The 19371-nt window shown below is 32.7% G+C and carries 16 protein-coding genes and 1 tRNA gene; 2 read left to right on the top strand and 15 right to left on the bottom strand.

The features are described 5' to 3' along the window. The first annotated feature begins 91 nt into the window (after positions 1-91). Positions 92-598, top strand: a complete 507-nt coding sequence (locus ACRHNM_RS14530) for a hypothetical protein (RefSeq protein ID WP_431137378.1) — start codon at positions 92-94, stop codon at positions 596-598. A gap of 691 nt (positions 599-1289) precedes the next feature. Here the strand turns inward: ACRHNM_RS14530 and ACRHNM_RS14525 are convergent. The 10 genes from ACRHNM_RS14525 to ACRHNM_RS14480 form a co-directional block, all read right to left on the bottom strand. Then, positions 1290-1835 (bottom strand): hypothetical protein, encoded by a 546-nt coding sequence (locus ACRHNM_RS14525; RefSeq protein ID WP_431137377.1) that lies wholly within the window; start codon positions 1833-1835, stop codon positions 1290-1292. A 15-nt stretch (positions 1836-1850) separates the two neighbouring features. Beyond that, entirely contained in the window at positions 1851-2528 is a 678-nt protein-coding gene (locus ACRHNM_RS14520; protein ID WP_431137376.1) for a hypothetical protein, read from the bottom strand. 9 nt (positions 2529-2537) lie between these two features. Then, a complete protein-coding gene (locus tag ACRHNM_RS14515) occupies positions 2538-3845 on the bottom strand; it encodes a tyrosine-type recombinase/integrase (RefSeq protein ID WP_431137375.1) in 1308 nt (435 codons plus the stop codon). A gap of 55 nt (positions 3846-3900) precedes the next feature. Further along, positions 3901-3973 (bottom strand) — tRNA-Met (locus ACRHNM_RS14510). 178 nt (positions 3974-4151) lie between these two features. Then, the gene (locus ACRHNM_RS14505; protein ID WP_431137374.1) at positions 4152-5057 is read right to left on the bottom strand and encodes a leucine-rich repeat domain-containing protein; all 906 of its coding nucleotides are present in this window, start codon (positions 5055-5057) and stop codon (positions 4152-4154) included. A gap of 142 nt (positions 5058-5199) precedes the next feature. Then, entirely contained in the window at positions 5200-5382 is a 183-nt protein-coding gene (locus tag ACRHNM_RS14500; protein WP_431137373.1) for a CPXCG motif-containing cysteine-rich protein, read from the bottom strand. Positions 5383-5404: 22 nt separating this feature from the next. Beyond that, positions 5405-6724 carry a TolC family protein gene (locus ACRHNM_RS14495; RefSeq protein ID WP_431137372.1) on the bottom strand — a complete coding sequence of 440 codons (1320 nt, stop codon included), beginning with the start codon at positions 6722-6724 and terminating at the stop codon, positions 5405-5407. Next, positions 6714-9905, bottom strand: coding sequence for an efflux RND transporter permease subunit (locus ACRHNM_RS14490; RefSeq protein ID WP_431137371.1), 3192 nt, complete (start codon positions 9903-9905; stop codon positions 6714-6716). The genes ACRHNM_RS14495 and ACRHNM_RS14490 overlap by 11 nt, the downstream gene beginning before the upstream one ends. Positions 9906-9907: 2 nt before the next feature. Then, a complete protein-coding gene (locus ACRHNM_RS14485) occupies positions 9908-10819 on the bottom strand; it encodes an efflux RND transporter periplasmic adaptor subunit (protein ID WP_431137370.1) in 912 nt (303 codons plus the stop codon). Between the two features lie 351 nt (positions 10820-11170). Next, positions 11171-13078, bottom strand: coding sequence for an ABC-F family ATP-binding cassette domain-containing protein (locus ACRHNM_RS14480; protein ID WP_431137369.1), 1908 nt, complete (start codon positions 13076-13078; stop codon positions 11171-11173). Positions 13079-13159: 81 nt separating this feature from the next. Here ACRHNM_RS14480 and ACRHNM_RS14475 point away from each other — a divergent pair, with 81 nt between their 5' ends. Next, positions 13160-13543: a DUF983 domain-containing protein gene (locus tag ACRHNM_RS14475; RefSeq protein WP_431137379.1), complete on the top strand. Its 384-nt coding sequence runs from the start codon at positions 13160-13162 to the stop codon at positions 13541-13543. An 8-nt stretch (positions 13544-13551) separates the two neighbouring features. On the opposite strand, the gene ACRHNM_RS14470 is transcribed toward ACRHNM_RS14475, so the two are convergent. From ACRHNM_RS14470 to gldK, 5 genes are all read right to left on the bottom strand, one after another. Next, positions 13552-14595 (bottom strand): NAD(P)/FAD-dependent oxidoreductase, encoded by a 1044-nt coding sequence (locus tag ACRHNM_RS14470; RefSeq protein ID WP_431137368.1) that lies wholly within the window; start codon positions 14593-14595, stop codon positions 13552-13554. A gap of 98 nt (positions 14596-14693) precedes the next feature. Next, positions 14694-15593, bottom strand: coding sequence for a gliding motility protein GldN (gene gldN / locus ACRHNM_RS14465; protein ID WP_431137367.1), 900 nt, complete (start codon positions 15591-15593; stop codon positions 14694-14696). A gap of 38 nt (positions 15594-15631) precedes the next feature. Continuing rightward, the gene (gene gldM, locus ACRHNM_RS14460; protein WP_431137365.1) at positions 15632-17197 is read right to left on the bottom strand and encodes a gliding motility protein GldM; all 1566 of its coding nucleotides are present in this window, start codon (positions 17195-17197) and stop codon (positions 15632-15634) included. 58 nt (positions 17198-17255) lie between these two features. Next, positions 17256-17885 (bottom strand): gliding motility protein GldL, encoded by a 630-nt coding sequence (gene gldL, locus ACRHNM_RS14455; protein ID WP_431137364.1) that lies wholly within the window; start codon positions 17883-17885, stop codon positions 17256-17258. Positions 17886-17956: 71 nt separating this feature from the next. Next, a complete protein-coding gene (gene gldK / locus ACRHNM_RS14450; RefSeq protein WP_431137363.1) occupies positions 17957-19327 on the bottom strand; it encodes a gliding motility lipoprotein GldK in 1371 nt (456 codons plus the stop codon). Positions 19328-19371 lie beyond the last annotated feature (44 nt).

The raw sequence follows: 19371 nt of genomic DNA, 5'->3' as shown, positions 1-19371 counted from the left end.
ACGGATTTTCCTCTGGTTCGTGATAGTTTATTATCTTTAAGCTGACACAACGCAACACATCATACACCGAGACGTTGTACACAAGCTAAAAATGGAACTCATAGGAAAAATTGGTAGAAGAAAAATCTATTATGTTCAAATTAGAAATAATTCTGAATGGAAATCTTCCTTGCCTAAAAAAGATTGGATAGCTTTTACAATTTCAAATAATGAAGACAAAGAATTAATTTACTCTGCTGTTAATGTGATTCTGAATAAAAATGTTCTATATGCATGCAATGCTGGTGAATTTGGAAGTCAAACAGAGGATTATTTTCTTGAAGAAATTGGATGGAGAGGAGTTCAATTTAAAGAAAAAACTGGTGAAGAATATGATTATGATACATCACCAATGACATCAACTCATAGGAATTTTGGAGAAGGATTTTGGTTTGCATCAGTATTAGCAACTGATGGAGATAAACTTATGGACAAAGTCGTTTGTATTGATTTTACTAAAAGGAAAGTAAGAAACAATCTGATTAAACTAGTAGAAAAAATAAATAATGATTGGTTACCTAATAACAAAGACATTGAATTAGCAAAGTTCGACGTATAAAAAGCCAATGTATAACAACGTGTATAATTAATACTAACCTACTACTTCAATTAAAAATTAATATCTTTAACAGTATGATTGCTACGACGGAAAATCCTCCGGATTCTCAGTCGCACAAATCACAAACAAACTGCTTACCAAAAATAACTCAAAAATTCAATTTCCATAGCTTACAGAAAACTTAACATTGAATATTTACAGTTTTTCTCACTCAACTCTGAATTAAACATAACGGAATTTCTTTTTACTCTAACTCTGAATTTTTAATCAATCGAACTCGGATTCTCACTCAATCAGAATTTAGCAAGTTTGTGGAATTTTCCACTCAGACGGCAGATCATTAATGTGAAAAAAAGCCTGGTTTTTTTTCGCGATTTTTTTTTGTGTGTAAACAAGATAATTCCAAAACAACCTGTTGAAAATTAAAAAAATTTATAAATTAAAAAACTTAAATTTGAATTTTGTATCACAATTGAACAACTATTGAACAACTATTGAACAACTATTGAACAACTATTGAGCAACTATCTGATTTGGCTCTAAACCCTTCAAAAATGTATGTTTTGATAACATATGTATTCGAAAAAAATAGTTTTCAATTGTTAATTATAATTTGTGATAATTTTATATCACAAAAACATCACAGTAATTATCACAAAAACTCTAATTTACTTTTAAGCCTTTAACTGTCTTATAAGAATGTATTCGATATATTTATCTCTCCTCTTTCAATAAAGATTTCCAACACATTTTTATCCAATAAAAACTTTTCTACTTTTTCATAGTTGAATTTTTTATCATTACTATAAGACTTAGGAAAATCAAAAACATCACCATCATAACCTACACTATCTCTAACTATAAGTAAACTTTTTAAAACCTTATCAAACTCAGACACTAAACTTTTAGGAAGACAATCATCAGTTCTTTTTAATGTCGTTATATAACGGTCTAAAGAACTTTTCTCTACTTCACGCTTATTATTTTCACGTTTTCTATAAATCCAAACTATCAACTGTAAAAACTCTTTTGAAAACAAAAAGCCTTCTCGTTCTGATTTCAAATTTTCTTGATGACAGTAACTTCCGTTATGAACTGCTTCTAATAAATTCCGCAAATATTTAGAACTGGTTATATTCTCTTGTTGAGCCTTAGAGACAATTGTTGCTTTTAACTCTTTAGCTATTCTAAAATTTAGCGTTGCATCTTCATCTTTATTGAATTTTTTAGTAGTCATAAATTTCGATTTAGATTACTCTAATTGTAGGTCAAATATAGTTTTTAGAAGGTATTTTTCAGCTTCCTCTTCTGTAATAAGCACTTTCTTTTTATTCTTTATCGGTTGAGCAAGTTTCTCAAATATTCCTCCAGTTAGTAACTGATCACCAGTGATGAAATCAGGTATTTTTGCAACATCTTGCTTATTCAATTGAGCATTATCAAAATAATTCACCACATGGTCTGGAATTAAAAAGTGTTTTTCAATATAATCCCAATGTTCATCAAATGCTACTTTTTGAATCTTAAATGAATTTAAAGTTTCCTCACTAAAGTCAGATATATAATCTTTAATATGCTCGAGCATCCAATTTGACACATGTTTATAAAATGCAACGCTTAGAGAATATCTTTCACATAGAAAGCTAAACGCTTCAGAGGATAACTTGACTTTCAAATCTAAAAGCTCATAAATATTTTCTGCTAACACAGAAGCTTTTCCAAGTAATTGAAAATTGGAAGCTCCATCATCGAGAATATAATTATCTCCATTAGTTTGCATTAGAACAACAGTATTGAACACGGAGTCAAACTTTTTATCCATCCACATCTCATCTAAATCAGTCCATAACTTTCGAGGAAAATAAAATATGAGTGGCTTATACAAGAGATGTATTAATTCATTATGATTATCTTTTAATGGCTTTTTCAAAATACAAGCTTAGGAGGTTAATAATTCAGAATAGTCATCAGGAAACTCAGCATCAATATCTCGTAGATATTTCTCAAGAGCCTTCATTGAGGAATGCCCTGTTATCTGCATCAATTTACTTTTAGTTTCGAACGGTGACGACCCCTTGACTAACTCATTATATAATTTTGTAATAAATGTATGTCTAAAGCTATATAACCCATAATCTATTCCCAAATTAAATGGATCTTTAACAACCCGTTTAAAACGTTTTGAAAAATAATCCCGTTTGTTATTTAAATCAGATTCCCATACACCTCCTAAACCATCAGGTGTAAACAAGCTATGTTCTTTATTTAGTTTTGAGAGATCAGGTAAATCCTTAAGTAATAAATCTGGAATAATCTTCGTCTTTAATGGACTATTCTTAGCTTTAAATTGAATTCGCTTATTCTTTATATCTAGGTCTCCAACACGTAATCTACAGACTTCTATAGGTCTCAAAAAATTATAGGAAATAAATTTTATGAAAAGCAATAATGTTTGATCCGTAGTCTCCAAGTGTTCAAAAATAGCCTTCTGTTCTTGATTTGAATACGTTTTGTTTCGTTTAGGCAGAGCCTTTAATACAGGGATGTTTTTAATAAAATTAGATGAGATAATATCATTATCCTCTAATGCTTGCATAATACTACTTAAATCTGTTCGGTAGTTATTTCGATTTCTAGGACTAGTTTCTTCTAAAATATAATTTAAAAACTCCATGACCACTTTCTTATCGATATCTGTGATCAGTTCTAAGTCTGGATGATTTTTCTCAACCCATAACAAAAAATTTTTTAAACGGTTTTCATAACCTTTTCTTGTAGTATCGTTTATAAGCTTCTCCTTATATTTCAAACCTTTAATAAATGCTTCTTTATAGGATAAAACAGAGGATTTTGAATCAATTATTAATTGGACTTCAGGTACTTTATTAGTGTTCTTTACTGGATTTAGTGACTTATCCTCACGATTTTCATAACGTGCAGTATTATCTTCAAAGGGATTAAATCCCTCATTTAATAAACTTAATAGCTTTTCTCTATAAATACTTAAAACAATAAGTCGATCTTCTTTGGTATTATATCTATTAGCTCCTCCATAGACATTTTTCATACGTTGGAGTATACCAGATTCAGGATTTCGATAGGAGTAATAGACGTACCAACGCTTCTTTAAATTTCCGTTAGCCGAATAAATTTTTGGAGTTGAATAATTTTTCTTTTTTGACAAACTGTGTTCTAAAATGTGTTCGTTTCCGTGTTCATTCGTAAGATAAGAATTTAAATTAAACATAAAAAAAATGGTTTTGCGTAAACAAAACCATTGATTTTAAACAGATAACATTTAGTAGCGGGAACTGGACTCGAACCAGTGACCTTCGGGTTATGAGCCCGACGAGCTACCTACTGCTCTATCCCGCGATTTAATATCAAAATGATTTTCTTAGCTTTTAACTTTCGGTTCATAATGCCGACTCCATCATTTTAGGACTGCAAATATACAATGCTTTTTGTTTATTACAATAATAAAACACAAAAAAATAACTCTCAACTTTTAAGATTGAGAGTTATGATATCAATTATTAAAACTATAAAATGGCTAATCTTCTGTATCTAAAGTCGCTAATACACCTGTATCACTGTTATTTACAAAATCGAATTGTTCCATATTTGGAAACTTTGTTTTCAACTCTGCTAACTCTCCTTTAAAATCATTATTTCCTATCATTAACACTTTTAAGTTAGATAAGTTTGCTAAATCAGTTGGTAGATTTCCGTAAAATGCATTATTAGCTAGTACTAATTCTTCTAAATTTACAAGATTTGATATCGTATTCGGAACAATTCCTAAAAATGTATTATCAAATACACTTAATGTTTTCAGTTTAGACAGGTTACCAATACTCTGAGGCAGCTTTCCTGTTAGGTTGTTACTGCTAACTAATAACTCGTTTAAGTTTGTTAAATTACCTAACGTGTCTGGTAAGGTTCCTGAAAATTTATTGTTATACAATTCTAAAGTCTGTAATTGTGATAACTGACCAATAGTATCAGGAATTGATCCTTCTATAGTATTCATGTATAATTGTAGTGATTGTAATGAAGCTAAGTCACCTATTGAAACTGGTAGTTCTCCTCCTAATTTGTTAAAAGCAATATTCATCACTTTTAGAGATTTTAAATTTCCTACTGAACTTGGAATACTTCCAGAAATATTATTTCTGAATAAATTAAGTTCTCTAAGGTTAACTAAATCTCCTAAGGCTTCTGGAAGTTGACCTTCAAGATTATTAAATTCTAAGTTTAATGCGACAACTTGTTCTTCTTCAACAGTAACACCATACCAACTTGAAACAGGACTATTTAAATCCCAGGTTGTATTCCACGATGTTCCATTAGTTGAATTGTACAAAGCAACCAGTGCTTCTTTTTCTAGTGTAGTAACATTGGCAAACGAGAATAGTGTTACCAAGCATAACAACAGTGTAATTTTAGCGGTTTTCATAATAGTAGATTTTTGTGAGGGAGCACGTTTACTATAACGAAAATAGAAGAATATCGACTATCTACCAACTTTTTTCGATGAAATACATTGTCACTCATCGAAAAAAATATAGTTTACTGATTTTCAGTATTTTAAAAAACAGCTATTGTTCAATATTTTGAGCCTCAAAACTTAAAATTTCATTATTTTCAGTATTGATATTCAATTGAATAGGATGACAACACACTTCACAGTCTTCAATGTAAGACTGTTTTATTTGCGAAATATCAATGAGCATTGAAATGGTTTCCCAGCAATATGGACATTGAAAAAAATGTTCTTTCATTTCAAATCAATTTGAATATAAACTACAATTCTACATTTAACAATTCTCCGCTTAACTGAAGTACTGTTAATTCAGCTAGCTTAGCTTCATACTTTGCCTGGTTACGACTTAATTCGGCATTCAGTAAATTGAGTTGTGCTTGTCTGAATTCAATAGAAGTCACTTGACCTAATTTGAATTTTTCCTGAGTTCTTTCGAAGTTATTCTGAGCTGTTTTAATATTATCGTTTTGAACATGATAAATGGTTAATCTATTCTGATAATTGTCCCACGCATTATTAAAATTTCGTTCAATATCTGCAATCAATTGCTCTTTTTGAAGTTCCTGAATCTCTAGATTTAATTTGGCATTTTTAGTGTTGGTAATAGCAGTACCACCATCAAATAAGTTCCAACTTAAATTCAATCCTGCAGAAGCACCTGTAGTTGTATTTTGGAGTACAAATGCTAACGGACTATTATTAGTAGATTCGTTCCAACCGTAGCTTCCAAAAAGACCAACTGTAGGTAAAAATTGTGCTTTACTGGTTTTAATATCTAACTGGCTAATCTCAATATTCTTATTGGCCTGAAGTAAAGTCACATTATTAGCTTTTGTTTTTTCTAAAAGATTTTCTTTATTTAATTGAAGTAAGAAATCAATGGTTGTATCAACCTCAAAATCTTGACTCAGCTGATTTCCCAAAACTACATTTAAATCACGTTTTGTATTTTTTAATTGTTGCTTAGCATTGATAAGATTAATACTATCATTATTGATATCTACTTCAGCATTTAAGACTTCCAGTTTTGTATTTTGTCCATAATCAAATTGATAACCAGCACGTGTTAATCGGTCTTTGGAAATGGTAATCGTTTCTTCCAGTGCACCAGTATTTTCTGAAAGTTGAGCCACGCTGTAATAAATAGTAAACAATTGAATCATAGTGGTTTCGATTGTCTCACGTGCTTCAAGTTCTGATAATTGATATTGCTCTTTCAGTCTTCTATAATTATATTGGCGACCTAACCCATCAAATAAGGTATAATTTAAAGTTACAGAAGCATTATACCGTCGTGTTTCAACTCCATTGGCAATTCTGGTGTCTCCATCTGCTAGTTCTCCTTCCGTATTTTGTTTATCGATTGAACCACCTGCATTACCTGTTATTGTGGGTAGATATCCAGAGTTCAATATATCTTTATTATTTTCGGCAACTTCAACAGTCGTATTTGCGATTTGAATTCCATAATTATTCTCTAAAGCCAATTCTACAGCAGTTTCTGTAGAAAGCATTTGTTGAGCATACATAGTGATACCAAATAAGGTTAAAAACAATGTTACAACGTGTTTAGTTTTCATCTATTTTTTGTTCTATTATTGCGCGTTCTACATCTTCTTTGGCAATTTTATTACCTGTAATCAACCATTTTTTATTGGTTTTGAAACTATTCATTGCTGATAATAACAAAGGCAATATGATTAAAGTTAAAATAGTTGCTATACCAATTCCATAAGCAATAGAAATTGCCATTGGCTTTAAAAACTGAGCCTGTCTGCTTTTTTCTAACAATAAAGGAGCAATACCTGCTATTGTGGTTAGAGACGTTAAGAAAATAGCTCTAAACCTTGTCCTTCCCGCTTCATATAGTGCTTCGTCAAAAGGCATACCTGATTTTAAAAACGAATTAAATTTTCCAATTAAGACTAAACCATCATTAACCATAATTCCTATTAAGGCGATAATTCCTAAAGCTGAAAGAATATTGATTGGAAAATCATGAAACCAATGTCCCCAAGCCACAGCTATAAAACTGAAAGGGATTAATAAAATTAATAGAAAAGGCTGACTATAACTTCTAAATGTGAATGCAATAACCACATAAATTAGAAAAATAACAACTGGTACTGTTGTCCATGCAGAACGCGTCAATTTACCTGCTTCTCTGTTTTGTCCTTCGTAAGATACACCAACTGTCGTGTATTTTGACAGGATTTCAGGCATCACATTATTTTGTATGTCCAACAGAATTTCAGCCGCACTTCCATTAGGATCTTTTAAATCTGCATTAACTTGTATTTCCCGCTGTCCGTTAAGGTGGCTAATGCTTTCATCTCCACGCTTGATATTATAAGTAGCAATTTCCCCAAAAGGCACACGTTGACCCAGAGGTGTGACAATACGCATATCATCCAGATCGTTAATAGATGCTCTGTTAGTTCTATCGTACCTTACCCATACTCTAATCTCATCTTGACCACGTTGAAAACGTTGTGCTTGTAAACCAAAAAAACCTGCTCTTACCTGAGCCATAACATTTCTAAGGTTTAAACCAAGTGCATAAGCTGTTTCATTTAATTCTACATTAATTTCTTTAATACCTTCAGGATCTGTATCAGAAACATCGGCTAAAAGGGAATTCTTTTCTAAAACCTCTCTTAGTTCTGTCTTAGCTTGTTTAAGTTCTTCTGTATTATTTCCTAATAAAGACACTGAAATTGGTGTGCCACCAAAGTTTCCACCTGAGCCAAATGTTAAGCGTTCTACACCGTAAACTTCACCAACTTTTTCTCTGATAGCATTTGTTATTTCTGGAGAACCAAAATCACGGTTTTCACCTGGAAGTAAGTTCACATTTAAGCTTGCCTTATTGTTTCCTGGTCCGACACGTTTAATAATATTCTCAACAACTTGTTTATTGCCAGTTTGTCTTTTCGTAAATTCTTCATTAACAGCCCAAGCAGCATCCTCAACCATGGTGATTATAGAGTCTGTTATTTTAGGGTTGGTGCCTTCAGGCATTAACAAATCAATACTTACTCTGTCACTTGCAATACTCGGGAAAAATGATGTTCTGATGATTCCACCTTGATTTGCACCAATGGTTAAAATCATAAACGCTAATAAAATAGCAAACGTTATAAATCTTTGATTTAGAGCAAACCTTAAAACAGGACTATAAATAGTATCCCGACAATAGACCATAAACTTATCGCCATATTTATTGATTTCTCTGAGCTTCAAAAATGCTTTTGCTAAGCCTTTTTTCTCTTTCTTTTCGGCATCCGTCATTTTTACCAATGCTTTGGAATGTGCAATATGAGCAGGTAAAATGATAAGAGCTTCTACTAACGACACCAATAAGGTAAGGATCACAATTACTGAAACTTCACTGAAGAAATCGCCTATTCTACCTTCTAAAAATAAGAAGGTTGAAAACGCTAAAACTGTAGTAATAATGGCTGAAAGAATTGCTGGCAACACTTCCATTGTTCCATCTATAGCAGCTTGTACTCTTGTCTTGCCTTGTTCATAATGCTGATAAATATTTTCAGCGATGACAATCCCATCATCTACTAAAATACCGATGACAATAATCATCCCAAATAGAGACAATACGTTGATGGTAACACCAAATTGAGCAGCAAAAACAAACATGCCTAAAAAGGCTACAGGTAATCCAAATGCCACCCAAAATGCCAATCGAGTGTTTAGGAAAATAGAAAGAAAAAACAGAACTAAAAAAATACCCATGGCGCCATTTTCCAGTAAAAGTTGTGTTCGTTGATTCAAACGAATGGAAGAATCACTTACAACATCAATTTTAACTCCTGTATATTTTTGGTTGAATTCTGTTATGTATTCATTTACTTTTTCAGCAGTTGAAATAAGGTCTTCACTATTGGTATTTGTAATCTCAATATTGACAGCAACGTTACCATTAAAATAGGATGCATTTGGTGTTTCAGAAAAGCGATCCCTAACCGTTGCTACATCCTGCAAACGAACAATGGTTCCGTTATCTAGAGCTCTAACTGGTAAATTATTGAGTTCATCTCCATAATAAGAACGATTATTAGCTCTAATAAGGTAATCTTCTGCTTCTGTTTTAATATTCCCTCCTGTGGTTAATATATTGGCTTGAGATACAGCGTTTGCTACTTCAGTAAAGGTGAGGTTATAAGCCAGTAAATCATTTTCTCTTACTGCAATTTCAATCTCTTCTTCAGGATATCCAGACACGCTGATTTGCGAAATCCCTTCCATGGCGCGCAAATCGTTTTCAATTTGTCTTCCAATTTGTTTTAGAGATGACAATTCAATATTTTCTCCACTGATAGCAAAATCTATGGTTTGTCTAACTCGTTCCTGTTTGGCGACAACTAAAGGTTCCATGCCTGTTGGAAAATTAGGAACGCGATCTACCGCATTCTTAACTTCCGCCAACATATCATCTATATCTTCATCACTTTCAATCTCAATTGTAATGCTTCCTCCATTCTCACGAGAAGTAGAAGTCACACGTTCAATGCCGATAAGTCCTTTAAGATTGTCTTCTATTTTTAAAACAACTCCTTCTTCTATTTCCTGTGGAGCAGCTCCAGGATAAGACATATTTATGGAAATAATTTCAGCTTCCTGAAGCGGAAAGAACGAAGACTTTAAACGTAACATTCCGAGAACTCCAAAGATGAGAAATGCAATGATAATAACATTTACAGCTACATCGTATTTTATAAAATAAGCAATAACTTTTCTCATACCTATTGAACAGGTTCGTTATTTGGAATAACACTTTCCTGGTTTACTTTTACTTTCATACCTGCATAGGCTCCTGGCACAGACTTTGATAATATGACAGTATGATCTGGAACACCTTTCAATACAACTTCTTTTGGAGAAAAATAAACAGGATTGACTTTAATGATATCAAGAATACTATCTTTTAAAACAAAAATTTCAGATTGATCAATTAAAAGTTTTCGAGACACTTTAATGGCGTTTTCGATTTCTTTTGCTTCTAACTGAGCCTCCATATACATCCCTTCTTTCAAATCTTTTGCTTTTACTTCAACAAAAACAGTTACGGTTTGAGTTTCCTGATCGATTCTTCCGTTAATTCTGGAAACCTTTCCTTCATAAGTAGTTTGTTTATCTAATGTCTTAAGCACTACGCTTTCTCCAATCTGTAATAAATCGCTGAAAGTTTTTCCTATTGACAATTCTAATTCATAAACTAAAGGATCAATAAATTCACCTAATTTTTGACCTGGTCGCACTAATGTTCCTTTATTTACTAATGCTTCGGTTAAAATTCCATTGTAAGGTGCATAAATTCGGTATTTAGAAAGTCTTTGTTCTAAATTTTTTACATTATAATATGCTGTTTGTACCCCTCTACCTGTAATAAAATAATTTACCGTGTTATCATTTACGGTTGGTAAAGGCGCTATGCTATTATTCATGTCAAAATTTTTAAGATAGTCTTCCCATACCGGAAATGCTTTAGGGTAATCTAGTCTTAAATCTGGCATTAGTGAAGTGATGAGATTATACAATTCACTCTTGGCCGACTGAACAGAAGCGAAGTATTCACTTGAATTTATACGAATTAATAATTCACCTTTGCGATATGTTTGTCCGGCTTTAAAATCTTCAGCACTACTTTCAAACACACCCTGAACTTCAGAGAAAAGTTCAAATCTATTTTTAGCAATAAGGTTACCGTTTGCAGGAATCGTTATAGGAACGGTTGCATTTTTTACAGTATCTACGTAGACTGTTTTAACAACTTTAGCAATTTTTGGTTTAGGTTAATTATTGCTTTTTACGATAAGGTAAGCTCCGAAGAGTGCCGCAAAAATAATAACTATGCCGACTATAAACAGCACTAATTTTCTCATTGAACAGTATTTGATGGTTAATTACAAAACCATTCCTTTCGGGCAGTTTTGATTTTTAAACTACAAAAATATTCAATTGCTCATTCTTGTGAGTTAAAAAAAACATAAAACAATTCATCAGAACTAGGATAATTCATCCAATTCGAAATGAATAGATTCCCAATCTGACATTAACTGTTTGAGCTTATTTTTTTTAGATTGATAACGATCAAAAAATGTTTCGTCTGCAACCGTTGCGTCATAATTTGTTGCCAGTTCAACATCATGCGTTTTAATCTCCTTCTCTAACTGGCTTATTTTAGATTCAACATTACTTAATTTGTTATTTAACGATTTAAGTTTCTTTTGATCTTCGTAAGATTGTTTGTTTGTTGTTTTAGGTGTTTCTTTTACAATGGTACGTTTTTCAACTTCACGTAAATTCTCAACATTTCGTTGTTCAAGATAAAAATCGATATCACCTAAATATTCTTTAATTTTCTGGTCTTTGAATTCGTAGACTTTATTGGTTAGGCCTTGAAGAAAATCTCTATCGTGAGATACTAAAACCAGAGTTCCTTCGTATTTTTTTAGTGCTTCTTTCAATACATTTTTAGATTTAATATCAAGATGATTGGTAGGCTCATCCATAATTAAAACATTAATAGGCTGCAACATTAATTTTGCAAGTGCTAAACGATTTCTTTCTCCTCCAGAAAGCACTCTCACATACTTTTCGACCTCGTCACCACGAAACAAAAAGGAACCTAAGATATCACGAACTTTACTTCTATTTGTTTCATTTGCAGCATCAATCATGGTATCTAACACGGTTTTACTTCCATCTAAATATTCGGCTTGGTTTTGAGCAAAATATCCTATTTGCACATTATGGCCTAATTTAAGGTGTCCTTGATGTTTGATATCGCCAACAATAATTTTAGCTAGTGTCGATTTACCTTGACCATTTTGACCTACGAATGCTGTTTTGCTGTCGCGCTCAATCATTAAATTGACATCTGTTAATACCTGATTATCATCATAACGTTTAGATATATGTTCTGCTTCAACTACAACTTTACCTGGAACAACTGATACAGGAAAATTTAAGGTCATCACACTGTTATCATCTTCATCGACTTCGATACGATCAATTTTATCCAGTTTTTTTATGAGTGACTGTGCCATAGTGGCTTTACTTGCCTTTGCTCTAAATTTCTCAATAAGCTTTTCAGTCTGTTCTATTTGTTTTTGCTGATTTTTTTGTGAGGCCAACTGTTGTGTTTTAATCTCTTGACGAAGCACAAGAAATTTCGAATACGGTTTAGGGTAATCATAAATTCTACCCAATGAAATTTCAATAGTACGATTGGTAACATTATCTAAAAACATTTTATCGTGAGATACAATTACGACTGCTCCTGAATAACTTTTTAAAAAACCTTCTAACCAGATGATGGATTCGATATCTAAGTGGTTTGTTGGCTCATCTAATAGTAAAACATCATTATTTTGCAATAAGAGTTTTGCCAATTCAATTCGCATTCGCCAACCTCCAGAAAACGTATCGGTAAGCTTATTGAAATCTTCACGTTTAAATCCGAGTCCTTGTAATATTTTTTCTGTTTCTCCTTGATAGCTGTAACCACCAATGATTTCATAAGAATGCTGAACATCATTAAGATCTATCATTAACTGGTGGTAACTTTCACTTTCATAATCTGTACGCTCTGCTAATTGTGTATTAATATCCTCCATTCTAGCTTCAAGCTCTTTAATCTCCTTAAAAGCTTCGTAAGATTCTTCAAGAACGGTTCTTCCAAGCACAAAATCTATATCCTGTTTCAGAAAGCCAATACTCAAATTTTTATCTGCTGCTATTTGCCCTGAATCTGGTTCTAACTCTTTAGATAAAATTTTTAGCATTGTGGATTTGCCAGCACCATTTTTCCCAATTAAACCTATTCGATCTCCAGGACTAAGTTTAAACGTAATATCTTCAAATAGAAATTCGCCTTGAAATGAAATAGAGAGATTATGAATATTGAGCATTTGTTACTTTTGTTACAATGAAATTATTAATTAAACGTAAATTTGTACCTAAATACAAAGCGCAAAAGTAATCAAATTTAAATCATGTTAAAAGGCACAAAAATATACAGCATTTTTACAGGAGTTTGTCCTAAATGCCATCAAGAATCTATGTATGAAACCAAAAATCCTTACGTGCTGAGCGATGTGTTAAAAATTAATGAAAAGTGTTCACATTGTGGAACCCGTTACCGTATTGAACCTTCTTTTTTCTATGGCTCTATGTACGTTAGTTATGGTGTAGGAATTGCTTTTGCAGTAGCTGCTTTCGTAATTAGTTATTTATTTCTTAAAAGTTCATTAATGACTGCCTTTATTGCCATTATTGCGACGATAATTGTATTTAGTCCAATAATCATGAGGCTTTCAAGAAATATATGGATTAATATATTTATGAATTATGACAAGGATTTAGTAAAAAAATAGAGTTTGTTTTAGTGAAATCTAGAAATATCAATCTCTTTATCTAAATCGCTTCCTTGCTCGATATGGTTAAATAATTGTTCAGCTGCAAACGGGGACATCATTACGCCTCTTGTTCCCAAACCATTCAGCACAAAAAGGTTCTTATAATCTGAATGAGCTCCAACTAATGGTCTGCGATCTTTTGTTGTTGGGCGTATACCTGCTACTTGATGTAAGACTTCAAAATCACAAGTTATAACTTTTTTTAATTTCTCCAGCAATTCATTCTTAGCTTCAGAGGTTACTGAATGTGTTTTATCTTCCCTTTCATAAGTTGCGCCAATCCAATATAAATCTTGTCCTAAAGGAACAATGAAAACTGACGACTTTAAAATGAAATCCATCTTCAAGTCTGGAGCTTTAATCGTTAACATTTCACCTTTAGTTCCGTTTAAAGGCAAATTATTGAAAAATGGATTAATATGTAATCCAAATCCTTCAGCAAATACAATATATTTTGAAACAATATTTTTGTATTGCACTTTGTGTTCTTGAATGTCTAACTGGTTATGATGAAATTCTTCTTTATATAACCTGTTTTCACGATTGAGAAAATCGCCATACGATATGGTTAGTTGAGATGTATTAATCCTTCCAGAATGCAAGACTTCTCCAAATCCAAACTTAGCATCAATTGAAGGGTTTTCATTTTTTATCAATCTCGTGGATAAAAAATTGCATAAGTCAGGCTGATCTGAAGCTGTAAACCAATTGTTTTGCTCCTCAATAGATGTCAACTTTCTATGCACTGGTAATTTATAATCCAGCTTTACATTTAGTAGCTTTTCAAGTTCTTCATATTTTGGAATTGCTAATTCAAGTTGATCTTTAGCTTTCCATACTTTTGTAAATCGCTTCAGTATTACAGGATTGTACAGACCTGCTGCTACGCTTGAAGACTGTTGTGATTGATTATCGAAAACTACAAAGTCTTTATTATGTGTTCTCAATAATTCGCAGAAGGCAATACCTGCTAATCCATTACCTACTATTATATAATCTACTTGTTTCATTGTAACAAAAGTAATATAAAAGATGAATGTATTTGTTGTGTATATAAATAAAAAACGCTCACTAAATAGTGAGCGTTTTCATATGATTTATGTGCCATTTAATATGACCACATATCTTGTTCGAAATTACGAATCTTCTCTTTAATGCGATCAGACTCCAGTAACTGCATCAATGCATTATCTGCTACATATTCTTTCACTTCACGATCTCCATATACATTTTCTTCTTTGTACATGTAGGCATTAAAACGTCTGGAATTTAGCAAATGATCAAACGATATTGGCATTGCACTGTTTTTGTTGTTGAAAGCTTTTGCTTCATGTAGAATCTCTCTTGCTTCAGGATAAAACACCCAAAATAAGGCATTGGGAGTTTTTAGAGATTCATCTTCAGAATCTAAAAAGTTAACATCAGGTGCTGCAGGAGCAATACCTAAAATTCTATATTTTAATTCACCATGACGCTTATCGAAATACCACAATCCTTTAATTAGATATGCACTAATATGAAAGGCTTCAATGTTAGTTGTTGTGATATACTCAGGATCCACATAGCCATCAGCATTAAGTTGGTCATATCCAATATCTAAAGTATCTACTTTAGTAGTGATATCTTTAATTTCCTTCATTGTACGCTTAACGTTGAAATATTCATCATTATAAACATTCTTAATTGTTCCGTTTTTAACAGCTTTAATTAAAGTATGATATAAAGATCGTCTTTCTTTCCCAATATTATTTGTATCTACAGGAAAGTACAACGGAAAGTTTACACGTTCATCTAACACTACTTTTTCCCAAGTCATTTTAGAAAACAATATGTCTCTATCATCAACATAACCATATTCTAAAGGTTCGTCATTATCTAATGCCAACTGAGCTTCAGTTTTAACACCTACTTCTTGAGGTGTTCTGGCATTTAAAATATTTGCCTGCGCACACATACTGGATGTGACACCTACAGTTATAATAATTGATAATAAAAATTTACAATTCATCTTTTCTAATTTTAAATTTGGGTTTACTATAAGTTGATTTAATTAGTCAACTCAATAATTAGTGGTGATGCTGGTTTAATAGCAGGACCATTACTTTTTGATTTGATGTCAAAAATTTGAACCTGAGATCCACGCTTAGCACTTCTTAGGGCAGATTTTGCTGCACCATTAAGTCTATTTCCTGAACATGTGACAGAAGGCTTACCTTCTACCTTCATTTTGAATCCAGTTACCGTTAATGGTAAATCGAAATCAAAATCTTCTAACACAGCTTCAATTCTACCAATCTCAACGTTATTTCTAGGCAGTTTTGCCGTTCCAATCTGACCAGCTATTTGACCTGCTGGTTTAGGAATATCTTTAATTCTGAATACAGCTTTATCACTTACTTTAGAGCCATCATCTAATGTTGCAGTTACATTAATTGTAACTTCTCTACCAGAAGTAGGAACCATAGTGTATTTACCCATACCAGATCCTTTTTTCAATCCAGCACCTGAAGCAGACACTTTATTATCTGGAACACCAGCAAAAGAAATCGTCATTGGGTTAACAACACCACGATATACAACATTCATTTTATCTGCAGAAATTGTAGCAGAATTTGGTCTTGGCACCACCACATAGTTTCCTTTAATAGGAATTTCTAAAGGCTTACCATCTTCCATGAACGTAAATGTTCCATCAATTTCATGTTCTCCAACTCCACCAACATTAAAGTCTAAACGTGCAGCACCTGTTGAATCTATAGCTTCATTCAAATCAATCGCTTGTCCTCCTATACTTAATCCTGTAGGTGGTACTTTAGCATATTTACCAATTACAACTCTTCCTTGGAATTTTTCACCAGCGAAGAAAGCTGATTTATCAGCTAGAATGATTGCTTTGTATTTATCTAAAGACACTGCATCTGTTAATACATTTCCTAAATAATAGTTAATGATATTTGCTTCAGTAACCTCAACGTCATTTTGAAAAGCTGTCATTTTAGTATAAGAAGCAATTGCAGGAAATCCTTTGAAGTGGTAATCTAACCAATCTATTTTCTTTCCGTCTTTATTTTCCACTTTTTCTGTACTAAATGTTTTCTCAAAGTTTGATAATACTTTTGAAGCTTTTACATCCTTACCTAAAATTTCTCTTATAGATGTTTTGTATTCTTCAATTTTAGACATTACTTCTTCACCTTTCTTAGTTAATTTATCTCCAGTAAACCAAGCTTCATCAAGGATATCTGTTTTATCCATTGCTTCGAAAGGTAATTTTCCAGTTTCAGGATCGATTTCATACTGACCTTTTTGTAAAAGATCGTTTTTTAAAGTTCCTAAATAGTTGTAGAATTTTTCTGATGCAGCACTTACTTGTTTAGCTTTTGCTGCTGGTATCATAAATTCTTCTGGTTTCTCGTCTGACTTCTTCTCAAGATCAGCAAGCAACGCTTCGTTTCGTTCACTTGTAAGCTCATTGGAATCAGCAAACTTAGCTTCCATTAATCCGAAAGCTGAAAGTACTTCTTTAGACATATTCATCGCCATCATAGCAATAAATACTAAGTACATTAAGTTAATCATTTTCTGCCTTGCAGATAATTTTCCTCCTGCCATTTTAAATTAGTTTTTTTAGTTTGTTAATAGTTGTTATTAATTCTAGTTTAAAAACTAATTAGCTTTTATTCATTGCAGAAAGCATTCCACCATAGACACCATTTAAAGATGACAAGTTAGATGCTAATGACTTCATTTGTTCTTTTAATTTAGTTGCGTTTTCAACAGCTTCTTCATTAATGGCAGCTTGACGGTTGGCACTTTCCATTTGTACTTTGTAAAGGCTATTTAAAGATTCCATTTGAGCAGCAGCTAAAGACATTTCTTCACTATATTTCTTTTGAGCAGTCATTGAGTCAACTGTTGGGCTAATTCCTTTTGCAGCACCTTCAAAGTTCTTGATACTTGCTCCAAGGCTTGCCATGAGTTCTCCATCAATTTTAGCTTCTTTTAAAAGATTATCTAATTTTTTTGACAACAAACCTTCAGCATCTTTAGGTTCTTCTTTTTTCTTTTTACCTAATGATTGACCACCTGCTAATTCAGGATATACTAAAGACCAATCTAATTCACCACCTTGCTTTTCAAAAGCAGATAAAGTAAATACTAATGCTTCAACAATCATTCCTATAGTTAAGATTAATGATCCATAAGGCCAGTGTTGTATTTTGAATAAAGCTCCTACAATTACAATTGCTGCTCCAAGTCCGTAGACCATATTCATTGTTGATAATTTCTTTTGTGCCATAATTTCTGTTTTTAGTTTTAAGTCCTAAGTGAATAACTTAAGTAGATTAATATATTTAGTTTAGTTAATTATTAGTTAGTTGCTGCATTGTTAGTTACTTCAGTTCCCATGTAATCCTGAACTGTTCTAAATCCGATGTAGCTTCTTGCTGAATCTGCATATTCATAGTCTCTTGAACTTACTTGTAGGAAGTAAGCTACATCTTTCCATGAGCCTCCACGAACGACTTTGCGCTCGTTATCCGGATCATTTACATTTGGATTAAATGATGCAGAGTATTCGTATGAAGCAGGATCGTAAGACCCCTGAACCCATTCTGAAACATTTCCAGCCATATTATAAAGGTCGAAATCGTTTGGCTCATAGGCATCAGCCTCCACAGTGTATAGTGCTTGATCAGCAGCGTAATCACCTCTTAAAGGCTTAAAGTTTGCCATAAAACAACCTCTATCATTTTTAGCGTAAGGTCCACCCCATGGATAGGTTGCTCCTTGAAGACCACCTCTTGCAGCATATTCCCATTCTGCTTCTGAAGGTAATCTGAATTTATTTACAAATTGTTTTCCTTTGCTTTTTTGATATGCATTCTTCTTTAATGTTCTCCATTGACAGAATGCAGTTGCTTGTTTCCAAGATACTCCTACCACAGGATAATCACCATAAGCATCATGCCAGAAATAATCGTTGTGCATAGGCTCGTTGTAAGAATATGAGAAATCACGTATCCAAGCTGTTGTATCTGGATAAACCTCAACTTCTTCTGTAATGATAACATCTTTACGTCTTAAGTTACGATTTTTAGCTGCCTTTTGAATATCCATATACTTATACTGGAACTTGAATTTCTTAACATCCCAAGTACGCTGACCGTTATACGATTCTTCAATAGGTAAGTACATCGTATCCATAACTTCAGCATAATACTCATCTGGATAGTCGTTGGTGTCAAAAATCAAATCAATATCACTATTTAATTTTCGGCCTTCGTATCCTGTTGGACCTAATCCACTGTAGTTATCATACATGTATTTTTCATAAACAGACATGTTTTCTGGATCAGCATCATTAAATGCAAATTCTCCTATACCTCCATTTCCAGGAGTTTCACCAATTTCATCGGCTAAAATAGCAAGCTTAGTTCTTAATATTGAATCTCTAACCCAATATACAAACTCACGATACTCACTATTAGTAATTTCAGTTTCGTCCATATAGAACGCTCTAACAGTAACGGTTCGTGTTGGTGCATCTTGAACACCAGCAAGGTCATCATCTGATTTCCCCATTATAAATGCGCCACCTGGGACAAGTGCCATACCATAAGGTTTTTCGGGATGCCATTTCTTTCCTTTAACTCCAACCAGTTCTCCTCTGTCACCAGAGCCACAACTGACTAATAGAGCTAAAACAGCAGTTAATAAAGCAAACTTCTTAATATTCATAGAAACTCGAGGTTAAATTATTTTAGTTGTAATTATATATCTTA

This window comes from Psychroserpens mesophilus, assembly GCF_050617655.1.
Taxonomy (GTDB): domain Bacteria; phylum Bacteroidota; class Bacteroidia; order Flavobacteriales; family Flavobacteriaceae; genus Psychroserpens; species Psychroserpens mesophilus_A.
Note: the sequence above shows the minus strand (reverse complement) of the source record. Positions and strands in the feature narration are given on the sequence as shown.

Excerpts from the sequence above, each read along its gene's own strand:
- gldK (WP_431137363.1), bottom strand. The coding sequence starts at position 19,327 with ATGAATATTAAGAAGTTTGCTTTATTAACTGCTGTTTTAGCTCTATTA.
- ACRHNM_RS14515 (WP_431137375.1), bottom strand. The coding sequence starts at position 3,845 with ATGTTTAATTTAAATTCTTATCTTACGAATGAACACGGAAACGAACAC.
- ACRHNM_RS14495 (WP_431137372.1), bottom strand. The coding sequence starts at position 6,724 with ATGAAAACTAAACACGTTGTAACATTGTTTTTAACCTTATTTGGTATC.
- ACRHNM_RS14525 (WP_431137377.1), bottom strand. The coding sequence starts at position 1,835 with ATGACTACTAAAAAATTCAATAAAGATGAAGATGCAACGCTAAATTTT.
- gldM (WP_431137365.1), bottom strand. The coding sequence starts at position 17,197 with ATGGCAGGAGGAAAATTATCTGCAAGGCAGAAAATGATTAACTTAATG.
- ACRHNM_RS14470 (WP_431137368.1), bottom strand. The coding sequence starts at position 14,595 with ATGAAACAAGTAGATTATATAATAGTAGGTAATGGATTAGCAGGTATT.
- ACRHNM_RS14490 (WP_431137371.1), bottom strand. The coding sequence starts at position 9,905 with ATGAGAAAAGTTATTGCTTATTTTATAAAATACGATGTAGCTGTAAAT.
- ACRHNM_RS14530 (WP_431137378.1), top strand. The coding sequence starts at position 92 with ATGGAACTCATAGGAAAAATTGGTAGAAGAAAAATCTATTATGTTCAA.
- ACRHNM_RS14500 (WP_431137373.1), bottom strand. The coding sequence starts at position 5,382 with ATGAAAGAACATTTTTTTCAATGTCCATATTGCTGGGAAACCATTTCA.
- ACRHNM_RS14505 (WP_431137374.1), bottom strand. The coding sequence starts at position 5,057 with ATGAAAACCGCTAAAATTACACTGTTGTTATGCTTGGTAACACTATTC.
- gldN (WP_431137367.1), bottom strand. The coding sequence starts at position 15,593 with ATGAATTGTAAATTTTTATTATCAATTATTATAACTGTAGGTGTCACA.
- gldL (WP_431137364.1), bottom strand. The coding sequence starts at position 17,885 with ATGGCACAAAAGAAATTATCAACAATGAATATGGTCTACGGACTTGGA.
- ACRHNM_RS14480 (WP_431137369.1), bottom strand. The coding sequence starts at position 13,078 with ATGCTCAATATTCATAATCTCTCTATTTCATTTCAAGGCGAATTTCTA.